The sequence below is a fragment of the Paenibacillus sp. FSL R5-0475 genome (assembly GCF_038004585.1).
Lineage (GTDB): Bacteria > Bacillota > Bacilli > Paenibacillales > Paenibacillaceae > Paenibacillus_AQ.
In genome coordinates, this window is record NZ_JBBORK010000001.1 from 6,016,293 (window position 1) to 6,032,165 (window position 15,873).

The 15,873-nt window shown below is 44.5% G+C and carries 11 protein-coding genes; all 11 read left to right on the forward strand.

Going from position 1 to position 15,873, the window contains the following annotated elements; translation table 11 throughout:
* The first annotated feature begins 262 nt into the window (after positions 1-262).
* The 11 genes from MKX41_RS26965 (at position 263) to MKX41_RS27015 (ending at position 15,823) form a co-directional block, all read left to right on the forward strand.
* Complete coding sequence (locus tag MKX41_RS26965; RefSeq protein WP_340973901.1) at positions 263-745, forward strand: hypothetical protein; 483 nt, start codon at positions 263-265, stop codon at positions 743-745.
* Positions 746-797: 52 nt separating this feature from the next.
* A complete protein-coding gene (locus MKX41_RS26970; RefSeq protein ID WP_340973902.1) occupies positions 798-1,817 on the forward strand; it encodes a LacI family DNA-binding transcriptional regulator in 1,020 nt (339 codons plus the stop codon).
* A 305-nt stretch (positions 1,818-2,122) separates the two neighbouring features.
* Complete coding sequence (locus tag MKX41_RS26975; RefSeq protein WP_340973903.1) at positions 2,123-3,460, forward strand: glycoside hydrolase family 30 protein; 1,338 nt, start codon at positions 2,123-2,125, stop codon at positions 3,458-3,460.
* A gap of 28 nt (positions 3,461-3,488) precedes the next feature.
* Positions 3,489-6,716, forward strand: a complete 3,228-nt coding sequence (locus MKX41_RS26980; RefSeq protein ID WP_340973905.1) for a cellobiose phosphorylase — start codon at positions 3,489-3,491, stop codon at positions 6,714-6,716.
* Between the two features lie 219 nt (positions 6,717-6,935).
* Positions 6,936-7,925 (forward strand): ABC transporter permease, encoded by a 990-nt coding sequence (locus MKX41_RS26985; RefSeq protein WP_340973907.1) that lies wholly within the window; start codon positions 6,936-6,938, stop codon positions 7,923-7,925.
* 18 nt (positions 7,926-7,943) lie between these two features.
* The gene (locus MKX41_RS26990) at positions 7,944-8,834 is read left to right on the forward strand and encodes a carbohydrate ABC transporter permease (RefSeq protein ID WP_340973909.1); all 891 of its coding nucleotides are present in this window, start codon (positions 7,944-7,946) and stop codon (positions 8,832-8,834) included.
* Positions 8,835-8,925: 91 nt separating this feature from the next.
* Positions 8,926-10,602 (forward strand): extracellular solute-binding protein, encoded by a 1,677-nt coding sequence (locus MKX41_RS26995; protein WP_340973911.1) that lies wholly within the window; start codon positions 8,926-8,928, stop codon positions 10,600-10,602.
* Positions 10,603-10,733: 131 nt separating this feature from the next.
* Positions 10,734-12,635, forward strand: a complete 1,902-nt coding sequence (locus MKX41_RS27000; RefSeq protein ID WP_340973912.1) for a cache domain-containing sensor histidine kinase — start codon at positions 10,734-10,736, stop codon at positions 12,633-12,635.
* On the forward strand, positions 12,632-14,194 hold the full coding sequence (locus MKX41_RS27005) for a response regulator (RefSeq protein ID WP_340973914.1): 1,563 nt from the start codon (positions 12,632-12,634) through the stop codon (positions 14,192-14,194). Before MKX41_RS27000 ends, MKX41_RS27005 begins: the two co-directional genes overlap by 4 nt.
* 148 nt (positions 14,195-14,342) lie before the next feature.
* Positions 14,343-15,146 (forward strand): aminoglycoside N(3)-acetyltransferase, encoded by an 804-nt coding sequence (locus tag MKX41_RS27010; protein ID WP_076300123.1) that lies wholly within the window; start codon positions 14,343-14,345, stop codon positions 15,144-15,146.
* 38 nt (positions 15,147-15,184) lie between these two features.
* Positions 15,185-15,823 carry a histidine phosphatase family protein gene (locus MKX41_RS27015; RefSeq protein ID WP_076285207.1) on the forward strand — a complete coding sequence of 213 codons (639 nt, stop codon included), beginning with the start codon at positions 15,185-15,187 and terminating at the stop codon, positions 15,821-15,823.
* The last annotated feature ends 50 nt before the right edge of the window (positions 15,824-15,873 follow it).

The window sequence follows — 15,873 nt, forward strand, 5'->3', positions numbered from 1 at the left end:
GCTTATAAGGACGTAGAAATTGTTTATGCTTTGGATTCAATGATGTTTATTTATGAGTTCCGTTAAGTGAAATGTTAGCTTCTAAACTTAGTATAACGTAAAGCGCTGCTGTTCACATCGTACGTAAAAAAACCGTAAACACAGCCAAATTTGTGATATGCATCTCGGTGATAAACAGGGAAAACTTGTAAAATAGAAAAAAGGGCAGATTCGTTATCTAGATAGGGTTGCTCTAATTCTTATTTGGAAATGGGGAAGTGAAATGGAATTAACGAAGGGAAGGCCGGGTACAGTAACATGGCTTTATATTCTTCTTATTTTTTTGGCGGTTGGAGCGTTAGGAGGGGGCGGTGCTCTTGTAATAGATCCAAGCGGGGATCTAATGAAAATGCCGACTTCTATGCTGGAAAGATCGCCATTCTCTGATTTTTTATTCCCGGGTATTCTGCTATTTATCGTATTTGGATTACTGCCCCTCCTCGTTGTTTATGGTCTGGTCAAGAGACCTCAGTGGCACTTGGTGGAACGATTTAATCCGTTCAAGCAATTATATAGCTTCTGGGCTTTGTCTCTGTATATCGGGTTTGGGCAAATCATTTGGATAACGGTGCAGACGTACATGCTGAATAGTGTTGCAATGATACATCTGATCTATATGAGTCTAGGGCTGTTGATTCAGGCCGTTACACTACTCCCCTCTGTACAAAGTTACTTTTCGCTGGACGGCGGTACGGAAAGACGTTAAAATTGCAGTGAACAAAAGGCATTTCATTTGTCAGGGCAAGGAGCGAGCCGATTTGACAACGATATACGATATTGCCAAAAGAACCGGTTACTCTCCAACAACGGTTTCTAAGGCGTTTAATAATTATTCCGATGTACGTGAGAAAACTCGTCAGGAAATATTCCGGGTTGCCCAAGAAATGGGGTATTTGCCAAATTCACATGCCCGTACATTGACCACTAAGAAATCGTGGACCATCGGCGTGCTGTTCGTAGAGAATACGGGATTTGGTATTCGCCATCCTTTTTTCAGCGCTGTGATCGAGAGCTTTAAGAAGGTTGCTGTTGAAAAGGGTTATGCTCTCATGTTTATCTCCAAAGATGTCGGTGGTAAGCAAAGCGGTTATTTAGAGAATTGCAGGATTCGTGGCGTAGACGGCGTTGTTGTCTTCTTGTCCGATTATGAGGATCCGTATTTCCGTGAACTGCTTGAGAGTGATATTCCTACCGTTATTATGGATTTTGAGACTTCTGAGACGCATACGGTATGCTCAGATAATACTTCTGGAGCCCAGCTGGCAGTGGAGTATCTAGCCTCTTTGGGGCATCGCAAGATTGCCCATATATCCGGAGGCATGAATACATTTCCAGGTAAAATGCGGGAGTTGGGTTACAAGACCGCTATGAAGCAGCGAGGGTTTAAAGTACCTAAGTCCTATGTTGTAAACGGAGCCTTTTATTCTCGGGAAAGCGGCTATAACGCGATGCTGGAGCTTCTTAAGCTCCCTGATCATCCAACCGCCGTCTTTGCTTCCGGTGACTTACTAGCCTTAGGGGCTATTATGGCCGCTAAAGATAGTGGACTTTCCGTACCGATGGATATTTCAGTTATGGGTTACGATGACATCGATCTTGCCGAGTACGTTACACCTGCATTGACAACGGTGCGTCAGGATACGGAGCTTCTTGGAAGCCAAGCGGCGGACATTCTTTTAACCTCAATTGAAGGTAAAGTATTAGATAAGGAAGCGATTTTAGTTCCGGTGGAAGTGGTTGAACGGGAATCCTGTGCACCTCCGATTAGCGGAAAGTAGTCTGATAAATCTTGACGAACTGAAAAGAGTCCTGCTAAAGTAAAAGACAGTATAGCTTTCAATTGTTCTTATGAGATGAGATAGTGGTATTTGGCACATCTTATGTAGTGAGATGGAGCTATAATAGACCCATTGTTATAAATGCTCTTTCAATTGATTTGGAAGATCATTTTTTTTCGAAACAATCGAAACCGGTTTCGATTGTTTCGATTTGATGGTTCATTGCTCCGAATCTATAACATCGGAAGATGATCCAGTAAAGACTAGTGCTTTGGTAAGAAAACAATTCAGAGGAGATGGATGGAATGGCAAAAGTTCAAACTGTGGTAACTGCAAAAGATACAGGGGAACGCTTAACTCCAAAAGATGCAATTGTTTTTAGCGCAAGAGTAGGATCTGGGTCTGCCGATGTGGAGATTAAGCCAGAGCAGGAGTTTCAAAAGATGATTGGATTTGGCGGCGCTTTCACTGAAGCTGCTGCTTATACGTTGTCACGTCTGAGCTCCGAGAAACGAGCAGAGGTTATTCATCGGTACTTCCATCCAGTAGAGGGATTAGGCTATAGCATGGGGCGTGTTCATATTCACAGCTGTGATTTTGCCCTCGGCAATTATACTTATGTTGCTGATCATGACACAGAGCTAGCTACTTTTGATATCTCACATGACCATAAGTGGGTACTTCCGCTGATAAAAGATGCCATGGAAGTAAGAGGCGGTGCATTCACGATGCTGGCTTCTCCTTGGAGCCCTCCGGCATGGATGAAAACAAATGGAGAAATGAATAACGGTGGATCACTGAAGCCGGAATACGCAGAAGTTTGGGCACGCTACTATACGAAATTCATTGAAGCTTATGGAAAAGAGGGAGTACCGATTTGGGCAGTTTCCGTGCAAAATGAGCCGGCTGCCGTTCAGGTCTGGGATTCATGTATTTATAGTGCGGAAGAGGAACGGGATTTTGTTAAAAATCATCTTGGACCTGTGATGCATCAGACCGGCCATTCAGATGTGAACATTGTAATCTGGGATCATAACCGCGATATTATGGTCGAGCGTGCTTCGGCAGTATTATCTGATCCTGAAGCTGCAAAGTATGTGTGGGGTACAGGTATACACTGGTACGGAGGCGAGGAGTTCGACAAAGTAGAAAAGGTACATGATTTATTTCCTGACAAGCATCTGTTGTTCACAGAGGGCTGCCAAGAGGGCGGCGTTAAGCTGGGGGAATGGTTTACTGGCGAACGTTACGGCAGAAACATGATTGGAGATCTCAATGCGTGGACAGAAGGATACCTGGATTGGAACCTGGTACTGGATGAGACTGGAGGTCCTAACCATGTAGGCAATCTCTGCGATGCGCCGATTATTGCAGATACGACAACAGATGAAGTGCATTATAACAGCTCCTATTATTACATTGGGCATTTCAGTAAATTCATTGCGCCAGGTGCAGTACGGATCGGATTTACATCTGAAGCGGAAGGTATCTTAACCACAGCATTCCGTAATCCTGACGGTAGTATTGCTGTCGTACTGATGAATGAAAGTGAAGAAGTGCACAGTGTAACGCTAGGTCTAGGCGAAGAGATTGCAAGCTGCGAGCTATCGGCTCATTCCATCGTAACGCATTTGATTTCATAAATAATCTACAACTTAGGAGGACATAAATATGAGCAACTATTATTTCGAATCAGGTACATTTGTAATGGAGCAATTTGATGAAGGAAAGCCTTTTTCCAGTTTCTTACCGGGTCTTGCCGGACTGAAGGGAATTCCGATGTGGACTTTTTATGTGAATCGGGGTCAGGCCATTTGCAGCTTCGGGGTACGCGATAAGAATTCGCCGATCATGGAATTCTCTCCTGCAAATATCTCTTATAAGAACGTAGGGACGACCGGTTTCAGAACCTTTATCAAAATTAAAGGCGAGCAAGAGATTTATGAACCGTTTCAATCTGCACGTCCAGATCCTGCTGCAAAGCGCCTCATGACCATTTTGCCTAATGGGCTTACCATTGAAGAAAGCCATGCCGGACATGGTCTGAAGACGACCGTACACTATTTTAATTTGCCTAATGATGATTATGCAGCGTTGGTACGTCGGGTAGAGATTGAGAACATCGGCGGTAAAGAGATCGAGCTGGAGCTGATGGATGGTCTGCCTGAAATCTTGCCTTATGGCGTAGAGAACAGTGGATACAAGGAAATAGGGAATCTACTGCGCAGCTGGATGGACGTATACAACTTAGAGAATGGTATTCCGTTCTATAAGCTGCGTTCCAGCACCAATGATGATGCACAGGTTAGCGAAATTACCAATGGCCATTTCTACCTATCGTTCACTGGAGAAGGAGAAAAAGTCTCGCCAATCGTCGATTTCGAGCTAGTCTTTGGTGGCAATACCTCGCTTACGTACCCAGACCGCTTTGCGGGATTAACCCTTGCCGAACTGGGCGAGCTTCCGCAATACCCGGTCAACAAGGTTCCGTGCGGTTTTAGCGGAGTGGCAAGACGTTTAGCACCAGGAAGCAATCTGATCCTGAATACACTGGTTGGACATGTAAATGACATCGACAAAATCAATAAGAAGGCGGAGCAGTTATGCCGCGATGAATATATCCTGTCTAAATCTCAAGAGGCCGCAGGTCTGACGGAGGAATTAACGGAAGACATTGCTACTCACACTTCATCGGCTGTGTTTGATGCGTATTGCCGTCAATCCTATCTCGATAACTTCCTGCGTGGAGGCTATCCTTTTGTCTTTGACAATGGTGGTGATGGCTTTGTAGTTCACTTATACTCGCGTAAGCACGGTGACTTGGAGCGTGACTACAATTTCTTCTCACTCGCCCCAGAATATTATTCACAGGGGAACGGAAACTTCCGTGATATGAATCAGAATCGTCGGAATGATGTGTTTTTTAATCCGAAGGTGGGTAGCTTTAACATCAAAATGTTCTATAGCTTGATTCAGGCGGATGGTTACAATCCACTGAGCGTGCAAGGAACAACCTTTGAAGTGAAACCGGATAGTAAGGCACAAGCTGCGGAGTGGATTGGAAAAGCTGCGGCAGATCATCAAGCTGAGCTTGTAAAGCTGTGTAGCACTCGGTTCACACCAGGTAGCTTAGTGAACTATATTGCGGATCATAACGTTGCCTTGAAGGTAAGCGAACAACAATTTTTGTCGGGATTACTTGCCCTGTCACAGCAAAACATTGAGGCAGCTTTTGGCGAAGGCTTCTGGTCGGATCACTGGACATATAATATGGATCTGGTAGTAGGTTACTTGGATATCTTCCCTGACAAAAAGCAGGAGCTTCTATTTGGGGATAACACCTATGCGTTCTATGACAGCCCAGCGTATGTGCTGCCACGCAGTGAGAAATATGTAATCAGTGACGGAAAGGCCCGGCAATATGGTGCACTCCTTGAGGATGAGGAGAAGCTGCACAAGCTGAAATGGAAAGCTGGAGATACCCATTGGCTGCGTACTGAAGGCGGTCTCGGCGCCATTTACCACACCAATCTGTTCGTGAAGATGTTGTCTCTTGCCTTGAATAAATTTGCTACGCTTGATCCTTATGGTATGGGTGTAGAAATGGAAGGCAATAAGCCGGGCTGGAACGATGCTATGAATGGACTGCCTGGATTGTTCGGCTCCGGAATGAGTGAGACTTTTGAGCTGAAACGTACCGTAGTCTTTTTGTTAGATGCTCTGAACGGCAAAGAGGACGTCCAAGGAGCTGTAGACCTGCCAGAAGAAATTGCCCAGTTGCTTGAAGAGGTATATCATGCGGTCACGGCGGTTCTGTCGGGAGACTTGGAACAATTTAATTATTGGGATACTGTAGCTTCGGCGCGTGAGGCCTACAGAGCACGTATCCGTTTTGGTATTACTGGGGTTGAGTCTGAAGTAAACTTAGAATACATTCGTGAGGCCCTTTCCAAGTTCTTGGTCAAAATCGATGAGGGGATCAACAAGGCGGTAAAACTGGGTAATGGGCTTACCCCAACCTATTTCCGCTTTGAGGCGAAGAAATTCCAGCAGGTGACAGATGCTGAAGGTCAACCGGTACTTAGCGGATACGGCCTCCCAAAAGCTGTGGTAGAGGAGTTTGAGGTATTTGCATTGCCGTATTTCCTTGAGGGACCTACTCGTTGGTTGAAGACGCTGAAGGATCCGGTGCAAGCCAAAGAAATCTATAATTTGATTAAGCAAACAGAGCTATATGATCCGACTACGTCTATGTATCAAACCTCGGTTAGTCTAGAGGGAGAGTCTCATGAGATCGGACGAATGAGAGCCTTTACGCCAGGCTGGCTAGAGCGGGAGTCTAACTTCTTGCATATGTCCTACAAATATTTGCTTGAGCTGCTGAAGGGCGGGCTATACGAGGAATTCTACGGCGAGCTGAAGACCTCTCTAGTTCCGTTCCTGGATCCGGCTGTCTATGGACGCAGCACGCTTGAAAATTCATCCTTTATTGCGACTGGAGGCAATCCTGATCCTAATAATCACGGTAGAGGGTTCGTAGCAAGACTAAGTGGATCGACTGCTGAATTCCTGAGTATGTGGAGAACGATGATGGCCGGAAGCCATGTTTTCAGAGTAGAAGATGGACAGCTTACGTTATCTTTGGATCCGGTTCTACCAGGCTGGCTATTTGATGAACAAGGCAATCTCTCTTTCACATTTCTAGGTGGCACGGAAGTAACTTATTCGAACCCACAATGTGAGAATACGTTTGGGGAGAAGAAGGTTGTTATTCAGAGCATGACGCTCGTCTATCACGATGGAACAGTGACCGAAATTTCAGGAGCACTCGTTCGTGGCGATGAGGCAGAGGCTCTGCGGCGTGGAGAGATCAAGCAAATTCGAGCAATAATGGCATAGAAAATAAGGGAGGGCCTAGGCCCTCCTTTTATTTTTTTCTCCAAATATAAGAAAGTCCTTAAAGGACACCGAAGGCGTTTTAGCTTGAACCCGAAAAATGGAACCTATAACCCGAAATTCAAAGCCTTACGGAGACAGGCAAAAGCAAATACAATAAATACATAGATATTGTAAGCGCTTCAGAAAAAGAAAAAGATACATAGCCTGGAGGTCCAAAGGATGGAGAACAAAAAAAGCGTGGAAGTAAGCCCAGCGATGAATCCGTTAATTCCTGGCAATTTCGAAACCGGTAAAGTAAATAGAAACTCGCTGTGGAGGAGATTTTTAGCCCAGCGTCATTTACAGACCATGGCCCTACTAGGCGTAGCCTGGATGATCATCTTCAACTACATTCCAATGTATGGAGTTATTATTGCCTTCAAAGAGTTCAACATTGTCAAATCAATTTCCGAAGCTCCATGGGTAGGACTAGCTCATTTCAAAGAATTCCTACAAGATGAAAGCTTGGTTGACGTTATTAGGAATACGTTAGGCATTAGCTTGATCAAGCTCTTCATCGGTTTTCCGCTGCCGATTATATTTGCACTATTCCTAAACGAGGTCCGTTCGGTGAGATTCAAAAAGTGGATTCAGACGATTTCGTATTTACCTCACTTTCTCTCATGGGTTGTACTCGGCGGGATTCTAGCGACCTGGCTTGCGGATATAGGGATTATCAATAACATCTTGTTAGCGCTAAATATCATTGATCAGCCTATTACCTATCTGGCCGAACCTAGCTATTTCTGGACGATTGTTATTTCATCTGATATTTGGAAGGAACTTGGATGGTCAGCGATTATATATCTAGCAGCAATCTCTGGTGTATCTCCTGAAATGTATGAGGCTGCTACGATTGATGGTGCTGGAAGATTCCAGAAGATGTGGTTTGTTACGCTGCCGGCCATCAAATCGACGATCAGTATTCTCTTCATTCTTGCAGTCAGTGGTGTACTAAGCTCCAACTTCGATCAGATCTTGGTGCTACGTAACTCGTTGAATGATAGTGCAAGTAATGTAATCGATTATTATGTGTACTACACAGGGATTCTCTCAGGCCGCTTCTCCTATTCGGCTGCGGTTGGACTATTAAAATCGATTATTGCTCTAATCTTGCTGCTGATAGCTAACCAAGTGTCTAAAAAAATCAACGATACATCATTGTTCTAGGATAAGGAGGACCTACACATGTTTGCTCTCAATCGCAAAACGAAGGGCGAGGCCCTATTCGATATCGTCAACAATATCATTATGCTGTGTATTTGCTTCATAACGCTTTATCCGATCTGGTACGTACTCGTCAATGCCTTTAATGAAGGCACGGACGCTATGCGAGGTGGTATATACTGGTGGCCGCGGGTGTTCAGTCTAGGAAACTTCAAGGCAGTGTTCGACAGCCCTGGCATTATGCAGGCGATGTGGATCACCGTTGCCAAAACAGTGATCGGCACAGTCCTGCATGTATTTTTCACAGCGATGGTAGCCTATGCATTTTCTCGTAAAGGCTTGATTGGTGGAAAGTTTTACATGTTTATGGGTACAGTTACGCTCTTCTTCGCGGGAGGGTTGATCCCTAGCTTCTTGCTTATCAAAGACCTTCAGTTACTAGATAATTTCTTAGTGTATATCATTCCTGCGATGTTTAGCTTCTTCGATCTTATTATCTTCATGACCTTCTTCCGAGAGATTCCTGAAGGATTGGAGGAAGCGGCCCGGATTGATGGGGCTAATGATTGGTCCATCTTCCTACGAATTGTGCTTCCAGTGTCTATGCCTGTTATTGCGACCATTGCGCTGTTCCACGGCGTGTTCCAATGGAATGATTATTTTACAGGTATGATCTATATCAATAATACAGAGCTACAGCCGATTCAGACGTACCTGTTCCGCGTTGTAGCACAATCTAGCTCGACTCAAATGATGGTCGCTGCACAAGGTAGCGGCATGACAAGAAGCGTAACGTCACAGTCTATTAAGCTGGCGACGATGGTGGTCACCACACTTCCTATCGTGTTCGTATATCCTTTCTTACAACGCTACTTTGTTAAAGGCATGATGATCGGCTCCATTAAGGGCTGATCCTTAGTAAAGGTAACTCCTCCAGCAGCTCATCTCTATGAGCTCTGGGGTTGAGCTTATAATTAACAATCATAGAAAAGGGGTAAAGAATATGGGTATGAAACGCAAACCGAGAACAGCGATGGCTCTACTTCTGGCAGCGATTATGGCCTTGTCAGCCGCAGGCTGTTCCAGTGGAAATAACGCTAAAGGAAATTCGGATGGTACTAAAGAAACGAACACGGGGGCGACAAATGCACCTGCTGCTACATTGTCTGCTGATGAACCAGGTTGGAAGATTGACACTTCACCGATTACGTTTGACTGGTACCTGAACTTCTCTTGGTTCCCTAACAAATGGGGCGTGGACCCAACTTCTCAATATGTAACTAAGAAGACCGGCGTTGATATTAATTTCATCGTTCCGGCTGGTAACGAGAATGAGAAACTGAACACACTCATTGCTTCTGGTAAATTGCCTGATTTCATCACATTGGGCTTCTATGAAGATGCAATTAAGAAAATAATCGAAGGTGATCTTGCGCTACCTCTGAACAAGCTTGCTGATGAATATGATCCTTATTTCTACAAAGTTTCTGATAAAGATAAGCTGAATTGGTACACTCAGGAAGATGGCAATGTGTATGGCTATCCTAACTCTTCTTCCTCTCCTGCTGACTATGAGAAATATGGAGAGAACTACGTATCCAACCAAGTATTCGCGGTCCGTAAGGATATGTATGAAGCGATTGGCAGTCCTGATATGCGCACACCAGAAGGTTTCTTGAATGCGCTTAAGTTAGCGAAGGAGAAATTCCCTGACGTAAATGGACAGCCGCTAATCCCGCTTGGTCTGCATGAATTTGGTGTAAACGGTAATGATTCTCTGGAAGGTTATCTTCAGAACTTCCTGGCAATTCCTAGAGAAAAAGATGGTCAGGTATATGCCCGTGAGACTGATCCTGAATATATCCGCTGGATGAAGACACTTCGCCAAGCGAATCAGGATGGACTACTTGCTAAAGATATCTTTATTGATAAACGTCCACAAATGGAAGAGAAGATCGCTCAAGGTCGTTATTTCGCGATGCTCTACCAACGTACAGACTTTGCAGCGCAACTAGGTACGATCTACCAACAAGATCCTAGCAAAACTTATATTGCTATTGATGGTCCTTCGAATACGAACTTGGATCAACCGACCCTAGATGGACCTGCGATCGCAGGCTGGACAGTAACACTGATCTCCAAAGATGTAAAGGATAAAGCTCGCGCTATCCGCTTCCTAAGCTACTTGAACAGTGAAGAAGGTAATAAAGATTTGTTCCTCGGTGAAAAGGGTGTCAGCTACGAAACGATTGATGGCAAAGACCAATTTAAGCCTGAAGTGTTTGATCTAATGAATAAGGATCGTTCGGCGTTTGATAAGCAATACGGATCTTCGTTCACCTACTGGATGATGCAGAACACGAATATCACGGATCAATGGGCACCTAAATCAGTAGAACCTTTTAAACAATTGGAAGATTGGACGAGAGGAAAAGCGACTAGTACTTCAACGTTCCAACAGATTGATCCTACAGGTAACTCCCCTGAAGGCATCATTGCTACAAAGCTGAAAGAACTGCGCGGGAAGACGATTCCTAAGCTGCTTATGGCTTCTTCGGATGCTGAGTTCGATAAAATATGGAGTGAGTATTTAGCGAAACAAAAGGATATAGGTGTAGATAAATTCCAAGCCTATCAACAGAAAAAGTATGAAGAGAACAAAGTGAAGCTCGCCCAATAAAATATAACCCAGAAGCCCGCTGATTGCGGGTTTTTGGGTTATTTTGAAACAATAATAAGGTATAGTTGTTAAGTATGTTAAGTATTCACGATATTAGCGAGGTGAACGTTGAAGAAGTGAAGAGGGATAATATGCGTGAGCGCAGCAAAGAAATTTGGAATTCCTTCTTATATTGGTGGGGACGAAGGTCGCTGCAGAGTCGTTTGATTGCTGCCTATGTTTTTATTATTATAGGTCCGTGCTTGCTGGTGTCCGTCTATTTTTATGAGTCTATCAATAGTACCTATTTCCGAGATGCTGTTGAGAAAAATGAGTATTTGCTGCAAATGGAAAAATTGCATATCCACAATCAAATTGAAGCGATGGAGCGGGCAGCACAGATGGCGTATTCTGACTCGGATGTTAAAGACTTTCTTGCGAATGAGACTGAGCCGATGCTTGAAGATTTGGTTGATTTTAATACAAATGTTTATGTGAATATGACACGTATTCAATTTAATAATCCGAATATCGAGCATTTACGGCTGTATTCCAAAAGTAAAACGATGCATGAAATTTGGCCGATTTTATTTCGCGAAGAACGAGTCTCTTCCGAGCCCTGGTACCAGAAAGCACTGCAGTTGGAGGAACAGGAGTACTGGTCTTTTCAAAGGAGTGATCCGGATCTGATGCAGAGATACTTGGGTGCACCGACTGAGAGTTTGCCGAAGGTTTCTTTACTACGTGAGATGAGTCGTCCTGCTGGCAACCATATTGGGATGGTTCAAGTAGATATGATGTTGAACCGCTTTACACCAAAGACATATACCGATGTACGGGATAACCAGACACAAATGTTCCTTGTAGATGGTGAGCTGCAGCTATTTACTCGTCCTGATCAGTCTTTTCTACAGGATAACGAGGAGATGGCTAGTGTTATTACTGAACGATACAAGACCTTCAAGGCTACTGGTGAATGGGATAGTAGTTATACAGCCAACGGTAAATCTTATTTACTTATTAACACACCGCTGGAACGTATTGATGCTTATCTGTTAAATGTGGTCTCAACGGAGGGCGTTTTGAAGGATATCTCCCGTACACGCAACTTTATTATTGGAGCTAACATCGGATTTATTATTTTACTCACGTTGATCGCTTATGTGATGAATGCCTTTATTCTAAAAAATCTGCGCAGATTGACCGAAACGATGAAAAGCGTGCGCAGAGGTGAAGCATATAGTGGCATTACGATTCGGGGTGGGGGAGAAGTCGGTGAGCTTGCCCATCATTTCTCTAAGCTAATGAATACAATTAATAAGTTGGTGGCTCAGGCTGTGAGTAAGCAGGCATTGTCCAAAGAGGCTGAGCTGCGCACGCTGCATAATCAAATAGATGCACATTTTTTGTATAACACACTTGAAAATATTAAAATGCTTGCTGAAATTGAAAATCAGCGAACGATATCAGACGCACTAACTTCGCTCGGTGGAATGATGCGTTATAATTTCAAATGGTCTGGGGAGTATGTGAAGCTTCGCGATGAAGTCCGCCATATTGAGAATTACATTGAAGTAATGAATATTCGTTTTGAGTACCCGGTTAAGCTTGTACTTCATATTGAACCTCGATATTTGGAGCTGGAGGTGCTGAAAATGTCACTGCAGCCTATTGTAGAGAACAGTGTTAAGCATGCTTGGAACGGTGAAAAAGAGAATTTAGAGAACCCGAACATTCATATTCATATTTCGGAAACGGAAGGTGATATTTCCATAGAGCTTCGTGATAATGGTATCGGTCTTACCCCAGAACGTCTAGTTGCTTTAAACGAGGCGATATATGCTAAGGATGAATGTTGTAATTGTGATAGCTCCTGTGAACAGCGGGAAGTAAGCCAGAGAGCAGGGGGCATAGGACTGCGAAATGTACACCAGCGTCTGCAAATCTTTTATGGCGAAGAATACGGGCTTGTAGTACAGAGCGAGGCAGGGAGTTGGACGATGGTACGTCTAAGCTTGCCGAAAGTTCTTTTGACGGGAGAAAAACAACCATGAAGAAATTACTGATCGTTGATGATGAGAAAAATATTCGTGTAGGTCTGAAGATCATGATTGAAAGGGAATTTCCGTCCGCATATTCGATAATAATGGCGAGCAATGGTGCAGAGGCGCTCGAGGTTTTTAAGACAGATGGTGCAGATATTATTATTACGGATATTCGTATGCCGGTAATGGATGGAATTACGCTTTTGGAGCAGCTATCTGTGGAGGTAAGAGGCGAGAAAAAACCAGCAGTGGTGATCCTAAGTGGGTACGATGATTTCGAATATGCTAAATGTGCCATACGTTATCGTGTGAAGGATTATCTACTTAAGCCGATTCGCCGAGATGAGCTGTTCGAAATCCTGCTGCATATCCATAAGGAACAGGAAGAACAGGAGTTCAGCGTCAAGAAAATAGAGCGGGAAGCAGAACAGTTTCGCAAAGAGCTACGCTCCAGCCGTTTACGGGGACTGCTGCAGCAGCAGGAGGTTCAGTTGGAGCCCGAGCAGCAAGAGGAGCTAAATGGTTTGGAGGTTCCTTTTACAGTTGGCGTGCTGAATTACTATTTTAATGATGGGACTCGGATGAAGGCGACAGAAGTTCAAGGGCTGGTCGAACGTTTGATGGGGCCAATCGAAAAGTGTTTTTCAGAAATTATAACGGACTGGGACGGTAAGTTAGTATTAATCGGGACTAGTAGACAGAGCTTTATGGAACTATCCCGTCAAGCTGAAGCTAGAGAAATAACTAGTTTATCGATCGGAATCAGCCGTGAGGGAAAAGGTCTCGAAGAACTTCGTTCCTGTTACAAGGAAGCTTGTCGGGCACTACAATATACTTTTTTGTTTCCGCAAGAAGGATTTTTGGATTACGAGGATGTCAGTCAAGAGCGTCGTAACTTTCCTTTGCCGAAGGAGGCGCTTCGTAAACTGCTCAATATGCTTGGGACAGAACGTGAGAAGGAAATAAAATGCCTGTTGTCTGTTATTTTTCAAACAGAGCATTTGAAGGAACTGGACTTGTCTTATCTCGAGAGTGTCGGGCAGAGTATCAATGAGCAGGTGCTGGATGAAGTATTTCGGCTGTATGGGGAAGCCTCGGTTGAGGTGTTAAAGCTATATCGTACGGTTGGTAACATGTATAACTATCGCCATTTCCATGATTATTATCGTGCGCTTGAGAATTTGCTCCTGAGTGTGAGTGATTACATTGTAGGAGTGCGCTCTGCTCATACGGAACATGCTGATATGGAGGAAGCGTTGAACTATATTGAAACGAACTATGCTCGTCCACTAAATATGGCTATGGTTAGTAACCATGTTTCTTTGAATTATTCTTATTTTAGCGAAGCCTTCAAAGCATATACTGGTGAGAATTTTGTCATTTATTTAAAAAAGGTACGCATCCGTCATGCTAAAGAACTGCTAGCGAAAGAATGTGGCAAGCTTGCTGAGGTTTCGGAGAAAGTAGGTTTTGAGAACAGTAAGCAATTTGCCCGTGTATTCAAAGAGTTGGAAGGGATCTCTCCAGGGGATTATAGAGCCAAAATGCTGTCTGAAGATCTGTCGTAAAAGGCAGGATAAGTAGCTTTAGTATAAATATCATTGCTGTACTGTACCTTGATGGGCGTTAAGGGTGTCGTTAGAAGTGATCCTCCTATATAATGGCAGTGAGAAGCTTTGCTAGGATTAGCAGCAAGAGAGTTTGGAGGAATGAAGGGTGGAAGAAATTCAAGGCAATTTGATTACAGTTCAGACGTTGGCAGAGGACTTTCGGCGACTGGGTGTACAGGCGGGGATGACGATTATACTGCATTCGTCCTTCAAATCACTAGGCCAATGGGTGGCAGGTGGCCCGGTTGCCGTTATTTTGGCGCTTGAGGAGGTCCTTGGAGAGTCAGGTACACTTGTGATGCCCACGCATTCTAGTGATCTGACGGACCCTGCTGGCTGGAGTAACCCACCGGTGCCCGAATCTTGGTGGCAAAGTATCCGTGAGCAGATGCCGGCTTATGATCCAGACCTGACCCCACTGAGGGGGATGGGGGTTATTCCGGATTGCTTCCGTAGACAAAAAGAGGTAAAGCGCAGCGATCACCCCATTCATTCATTTGCGGCTTGGGGCAAGCATAGGGATGAGATTATATATGGTCACTCCCTTGAATACGGTTTGGGGGATGACTCTCCATTAGCTCGTATTTATGATCTGGGGGGAAGTGTGCTGCTGCTAGGCGTTGGAAATCTGAATAATACTTCATTACATCTTGCTGAATGCCGGGCCTTCTATGAAGGAAAGAAGGAAGCCATTGGCGGAGCACCTATACTAGTGGATGGTCATAGACAGTGGGTGGAATTCAAGGAGCTAGATTGGAACTCTGACGATTTCGTTGAACTTGCTGAGCAATTCGGGCAAGAGACAGGGCTCATTACAAATGGTCATATCGCCTCAGCTGCAGCTCAATTGATTCCACAGCGTGAAATTGTAGACTATGCGGTGAACTGGATGGAGCAAAACAGGAAGTAGACTATCTCTGAATTAGGGATTAGGAGGAGAAGCAACGGATGAGTACTACAACGATATATCTAACGCGTCATGGACAGACAGAATGGAATGTGCAGAATCGTATGCAAGGTCATATGGATTCTGCGCTGACGACGCTTGGCGTACAACAGGCGGAATGGTTGAGTCGGGGAATGCAGGCTACAAATCTGGATGTCATTTATGCAAGCTCTAGCCCAAGGGCGCTGCGTACAGCTGAAATTATACGCGGAGAGCGGGATGTTCCGCTGAAGATTTCCGATGCATTTAAAGAAATTGGCATGGGCGTATGGGAAGGTAGAGATTCTGCTGAACTGGCAGCCCAGTATTCAGACCAGCATCGTTATTTCTGGAAGGAACCCGACCGGTTTAAAGTGGAGGGCAGCGAGACCTTCGCAGAGGTGCAGACAAGAACACTGGAGAAGCTTCAGGAAATTCTCACTGCCCATCAGGGTGAGACGATTCTTATCGTAACGCATACGGTAGTGATCAAGCTCTTGATGGCTTATTTTGAGGGCAGAGAGTTGCCTAAGCTATGGGATCTGCCTTACATATATCCAACCTGCTTATCCAGGATTGATTTTACGGATGGCGTGCCGGAGATCCTGCTGCACGGGGATACAAGTCATTATGAAGAGAATGAGGCTGGGATGGAATCCTAGAGGTTATATGAAAAAGAGGCGGTTCCTCGAGTGCATTATGCACCCTAGGA

Excerpts from the sequence above, each read along its gene's own strand:
- MKX41_RS26995 (WP_340973911.1), top strand. The coding sequence starts at position 8,926 with ATGGGTATGAAACGCAAACCGAGAACAGCGATGGCTCTACTTCTGGCA.
- MKX41_RS26985 (WP_340973907.1), top strand. The coding sequence starts at position 6,936 with ATGGAGAACAAAAAAAGCGTGGAAGTAAGCCCAGCGATGAATCCGTTA.
- MKX41_RS26965 (WP_340973901.1), top strand. The coding sequence starts at position 263 with ATGGAATTAACGAAGGGAAGGCCGGGTACAGTAACATGGCTTTATATT.
- MKX41_RS27015 (WP_076285207.1), top strand. The coding sequence starts at position 15,185 with ATGAGTACTACAACGATATATCTAACGCGTCATGGACAGACAGAATGG.
- MKX41_RS26990 (WP_340973909.1), top strand. The coding sequence starts at position 7,944 with ATGTTTGCTCTCAATCGCAAAACGAAGGGCGAGGCCCTATTCGATATC.
- MKX41_RS26975 (WP_340973903.1), top strand. The coding sequence starts at position 2,123 with ATGGCAAAAGTTCAAACTGTGGTAACTGCAAAAGATACAGGGGAACGC.
- MKX41_RS27005 (WP_340973914.1), top strand. The coding sequence starts at position 12,632 with ATGAAGAAATTACTGATCGTTGATGATGAGAAAAATATTCGTGTAGGT.
- MKX41_RS27000 (WP_340973912.1), top strand. The coding sequence starts at position 10,734 with ATGCGTGAGCGCAGCAAAGAAATTTGGAATTCCTTCTTATATTGGTGG.
- MKX41_RS26980 (WP_340973905.1), top strand. The coding sequence starts at position 3,489 with ATGAGCAACTATTATTTCGAATCAGGTACATTTGTAATGGAGCAATTT.